At 66.0% G+C, this 4,978-nt stretch carries 3 protein-coding genes and 2 pseudogenes; all 5 read left to right on the forward strand.

Translation table 11 applies throughout. The features are described 5' to 3' along the window. Positions 1-179: 179 nt before the first annotated feature. Positions 180-1,459: pseudogene (locus tag ACTWP9_RS36535) on the forward strand (IS701 family transposase). Positions 1,460-1,774: 315 nt separating this feature from the next. Beyond that, positions 1,775-2,776 carry an IS21 family transposase gene (gene istA / locus ACTWP9_RS36540; protein ID WP_443250625.1) on the forward strand — a complete coding sequence of 334 codons (1,002 nt, stop codon included), beginning with the start codon at positions 1,775-1,777 and terminating at the stop codon, positions 2,774-2,776. Further along, positions 2,773-3,186 carry a Mu transposase domain-containing protein gene (locus ACTWP9_RS36545; RefSeq protein ID WP_443250626.1) on the forward strand — a complete coding sequence of 138 codons (414 nt, stop codon included), beginning with the start codon at positions 2,773-2,775 and terminating at the stop codon, positions 3,184-3,186. Before istA ends, ACTWP9_RS36545 begins: the two co-directional genes overlap by 4 nt. Next, positions 3,183-3,953: an IS21-like element helper ATPase IstB gene (gene istB, locus ACTWP9_RS36550; RefSeq protein WP_443250627.1), complete on the forward strand. Its 771-nt coding sequence runs from the start codon at positions 3,183-3,185 to the stop codon at positions 3,951-3,953. The genes ACTWP9_RS36545 and istB overlap by 4 nt, the downstream gene beginning before the upstream one ends. A 55-nt stretch (positions 3,954-4,008) precedes the next feature. After that, positions 4,009-4,792 (forward strand): annotated as a pseudogene (locus ACTWP9_RS36555) (IS5 family transposase). Positions 4,793-4,978 lie beyond the last annotated feature (186 nt).

Raw genomic sequence — 4,978 nt, forward strand, 5'->3', positions numbered from 1 at the left:
AGTCGTCCGGCGACGCACCCATCCCTCAAGCACCTCCCGCTGAGCATGAGTTAACGACAACGGCGGAATCTTCGGTCCAGGACGACTCATACCCAACCAACGACGAATCTGCGACTCACGTCACTAGTAGGACTCCGTTAGGTCTTTCGGTTCGGCCTGTTCCTGGGCATGTTGGGTGGATGGACGCACGTGAAGTGAACCGTGTCCGGGTGAAGTTGGCGTCATACGTGGCTGACGTGTTCGCGTCGGTGCCGCGCAAGACCAGCGGGCCAAAGGCGACTGCTACCTGCGGGGACTGATGCTGGACGGCCGCCGTAAGTCGATCCAGGCCATGGCCTCGCGGCTGCCGGACGGTAACGAGCAGAACCTGCAGCAGTTCGTGAACCAGTCCACCTGGGACCCGGTGCCGGTGCAGCGGCGGATCTGCGAACGCATGCTGCCGCTAATCAACCCGACGGCCTGGGTGATCGACGACGTGTCGCTGCCCAAGGACGGAAGAATGTCGGTCGCCGTGGCTCCGCAGTACTGCGGAACCCTGGGCAAACGCGCCAACTGCCAGGTCGCGGTCAGCGTCCACGCCGCCAGTGACACGGCCTCCTGCCCACTGCAGTGGCGGCTGTTCGTGCCCAAGGAGTGGGCGGCGGATACCGACCGCAGGACCGCTGCCCGCATCCCGCCCGAGGTCGGGCACCGCGAGAAGTGGCGGCTGGCTCTGGACATGCTCGACACGCTGGTCGGCTGGGGCATGAGGCCGCCGGTCGTGGTGGCCGACGCCGCCTACGGCACCAACGCTCACCTTCGGGCCGGGCTGGCAGAGCGGGGAATCGACTACGTGCCGGCCGTCCGCGCGGACGTGACCGCCCACCCATTCGACGCTGAACCAGTCGCCCCGGACCGCAAGGGCCCCGTCGGCTGCTGGCCCCAGCCCCGCTACCGCCACCCCGCACCCTCAGCGGCAGCCCTTGCCACCGGCCTCGGGCAGGAGGCGTTCACCTCCCTCACCTGGCGGCAGGGCTCGCGCGGCGATTTACGCTCCCGCTTCGCCGCCGTGCGTGTCCGCCCTGCCGGCAACACCGTCGAACGTCCCATCCGGGCCGCCGCCTCGGCCGAACAGGGCTGGTGGGACGGCATCCTGCCCGACTGCTGGCTGCTGGTGGAATGGCCCGAAGAGGCCGAGACTCCCACCGACTACTGGTTGTCCAGCCTGCCGGCCGACACTCCGATCGCCGACCTGGTCCGTCTGGCCAAGGTCCGCTGGCGCATCGAGCACGACTGCCGCGAACTCAAGCACGGACTGGGCCTGGACCACTTCGAAGGCCGGTCCTGGCCCGGCTGGCACCACCACACCACCCTCGTGACCGCGGCCCACGCGTTCCTCACCGAACAGCGCCCGTCCCCAAAAGCACCTGGACCGCACCCACCCTTTACCAGATCCTCGACGCCCTCCAAGACATCCTGAGGTGCTGGACCGGCACCTGCACCACCTGCCACCAGCCCCTCCCCACCCGGACCACAACACCTAGATCAAGACAGACCTAACGGAGTCCTACTAGGAGTTGTCGTCAAAGTGATCTTGGTTGGTGGATCATGGTGTGGTGACACGTCGCCATGAGCTTTCGGACGCCGAGTGGGAGTTGCTGCAGCCTCTGCTGTCGGCGTACACCTGAACGTGCAGGACCGCGTACGGATGAAAGTGCAGAGTTCTTGATGTGCTGAGGGGGCGATGTTCGGCACTCTGCTGCTCGGTGATCCGGGTAGCAGGGAGGGGTAGGCCGTGGTCTTGGACCCCCAGCGCTGGCTCGAACTGCGGCGATTTCGTGGCCTGGTCGAGTCCGGGGCTATGAGCCTTTCGGAGGTTGCCAAGGAAACCGGGCTGAACTGGCGGACAGTCAGCAAGTACCTGTCCGCTGACGGGCCTGCTTCGCCACCGCGTCGAGCGTCAAGCGGGCACCCGCGCAAGCGGGTGGTCGACGAGTTCGCGCCGCTGATCGACTCGATGCTCCGCGCTGAGATCCTGATGAAGGCCGCAGTGATCCATGAACGGCTGGTCAAGGAGTACGGGTTCACCGGCAACTACCAGCGCATCAAGCTCTACGTGCAGGAAGCGCGTCCAAGGGTCGCCGACGAACTCGGGATCACGCCGAAGGACCTGGCGGGGATGCACCGGCGGTTCGAAGTGATTCCCGGTGCCCAAGCCCAGGTCGACTGGGGTGACGAGGGCAAGATCCTGGCTCACATGGGCATCGCGAAGGTCTACTCCTTCCACATGACCTTGTCCTACTCACGTGACCCGTTCTGCTGTTTCACCACTAGCCAGGACATCCAGACGTTTTTCGACTGTCACCGCCGGGCATTCACGCACTTCGGTGGGGTGCCGATGACACTGGTCTACGACCGCACCAAGACGGTCGTGCGTCGGCATGTCGCCCCTGGTGAGGCAGTCCCGTTGCACCCGGAGGCGGTCGGCTTCGCCGGCCACTACGACTTCGATATCGACGTGCTGGCCGCCTACCGTCCCACTGGCAAGGGCCGAGTCGAGCGACAGGTGCTGATCGTCCGCGACCACGTCCTGTCCGGCCGGTCCTTCTCCTCCATCGAGGAGATGGACGCCGCATTCATAGCCTGGGTGCCGCAACGACGCGCCCGAACCCACGCCACCCACCACGAGGTAATTGGACATCGGGCAGCCCGCGACCATGCGGCCCTCAAGCCGCTGCCGCCCACTCCGTATCTGGTGACCGAGCGGCATCTGCGGCCGGTCGGCAAGGACTGTTGATTGCCTTCGGTGGCAACCTCTACTCCGTCCCTGCCCGCAAGGTTCGCCCGAGGCAGCTGATCGAGATCCGGGCCACGAAGTCGCAGGTCATGTTGCATTCCACTGGCCCTGATATCGACGGTGGGACGCTGTTGGCCACACACGCACGAGCGATCGGCCGCGGGGCCCGCGTCGTCGATCACACGCACTGGGACGGTCTGCCCACTGGAAGAGGGCGCCGCACCACCACGGGTGAGGTCTCCCGCACTCGCCCCGAACCGCCCCGGGGCGATACCGGACCGCTGCAAGCCCTGGTGGACCGGGCCGCGGCCACCAATGTCGAGGTCGGCCGCCGACCTCTGTCGGTCTATGACGAGCTGACTGGCACCCGTCCCTTCACCACCAACCGAACCACGAAGGAATCCCCTTGAGTGAGCTGACCGGCAACCGCATCCGCACCACGGCCGCGAAGCTCGGCCTGCCGCACCTGGCGGAGACCATCAACGAGTACACCCGCCGGGCCGACGAGGCGAAGATGGGCTACCTCGACTTCCTTGACCTGGTGCTTTCCGAGGAACTGGCCGTCCGCGACGACCGTCGCTACCGTCAGGGCCTGCGGCTCTCGAGGCTGCCGCACCACAAGACGCTCGATGAGTACGACTTCTCCTTCCAACCCGAACTCGATCCGCGCAAGGTCAAGGACCTCGCTACCTTGTCATTCGTCGAGGCCAAGGCGAACGCCGCGCTTCTGGGCCCGCCCGGGGTCGGCAAGACTCATATCGCGGTGGCTCTCGCGGTCGCGGCCTGCCGGGCTGGCTACTCGATCTACTTCACCAGCCTCGACGACATGGTCCGAAACCTCAAAGCCGCCGAGGAGACCGGCCGGTTGACCAGCAAACTCGGCACCTATCTGCGGCCGGGCGTTCTTGTGGTCGACGAGGTCGGTTACCAACCCCTCGAACGCGCCGAGGCGAACCTGGTCTTCCAGGTGATCTCCAAGCGCTACGAGAAGGGCTCGATCATCCTTACCTCGAACAAAACTTTCAGTGAGTGGGGTCAGGTATTCGGCGACGAGGTACTGGCCACCGCCATCCTCGACAGGCTCCTGCACCACTGCGACGTGATCTCCATCAACGGCCCCAGCTACCGCCTGAAGAACCGCCTCCAAGCCATCGAGCGAGACACCGACGCCGCCTAACAGCTCTGCACGTTCAAACGTACGCGGCTATGCACTTCGACTAGTACGTCGACATCTGCTGCCCCGACCTTCTACGGGGCGTCCGCGGACGGATGACCGGCAGGTTCTCAACGGGATCGTGTGGAAGTTGCGGACCGGTACCGCATGGCGGGACGTGCCCGACCGGTACGGGCCCTGGGCCACGCTGCATACCCGTTTCCGCCGCTGGGCCAAGGACGGCACCTTCGACCGGATGCTCCAGGCCGCCCAGGCGAAAGCGGACGCAGCAGGCGACATCGGCTGGCTGGTGTCGATCGATTCCAGCATCGTCCGCGCCCACCAGCACGCCGCCGGGGCACGAAAAGGGGGCGAGGCGGCCAGGCCCTCGGACGGTCCCGGGGTGGCCTGACCACCAAGATCAACCTGGCGGTGGACGGCCGGGGCCGCCCGCTCGCTTTGGTCATCACGGGCGGGAACACCAACGACTGCACCCGGTTCACGCACGTCATGGAGGCGATACGGGTGCCCCGCCCGGGACCGGGACGCCCTCGGGCACGTCCCGACCATGTCATCGGCGACAAGGGCTACAGCTCCAAGGCGATCCGCACCTGGCTGCGGAGCAGGAAGACCCGCACACCATCCCCGAACGGGCCGACCAGATCGCCAACCGAGCCCGGCGAGGCCGCCACGGCGGCCGTCCCCCCCCCGCCTTCGACAAACAGATCTACAAGCAGCGCAACGTGGTGGAACGGTGCTTCAACCGACTCAAACAGTGGCGCGGCATCGCGACCCGCTACGAGAAGACCGGCGAGACCTACAAGGCAGCGGTCACCCTCGCATCGCTCCTGATGTGGGCCTGACACTTTGACGACAACTCCTAGTACTGCAACGACACTCCGTGACGGAGTGTGCTTGTTGGCGTTGATCATCTCGTGCTTGAAGAGATAACTGACGGTTGGTCAGGCGCATTTGATGACTTCGTGGCGCGGTTCGCGGGCCGGTTCGGGCGGGTGGAGCCCCGTCGGCGGATGGTGTCCTACCTGCGG

Origin of the sequence: Streptomyces sp. 3N207 (assembly GCF_052246355.1) — a bacterium.
Classification (GTDB): domain Bacteria; phylum Actinomycetota; class Actinomycetes; order Streptomycetales; family Streptomycetaceae; genus Streptomyces.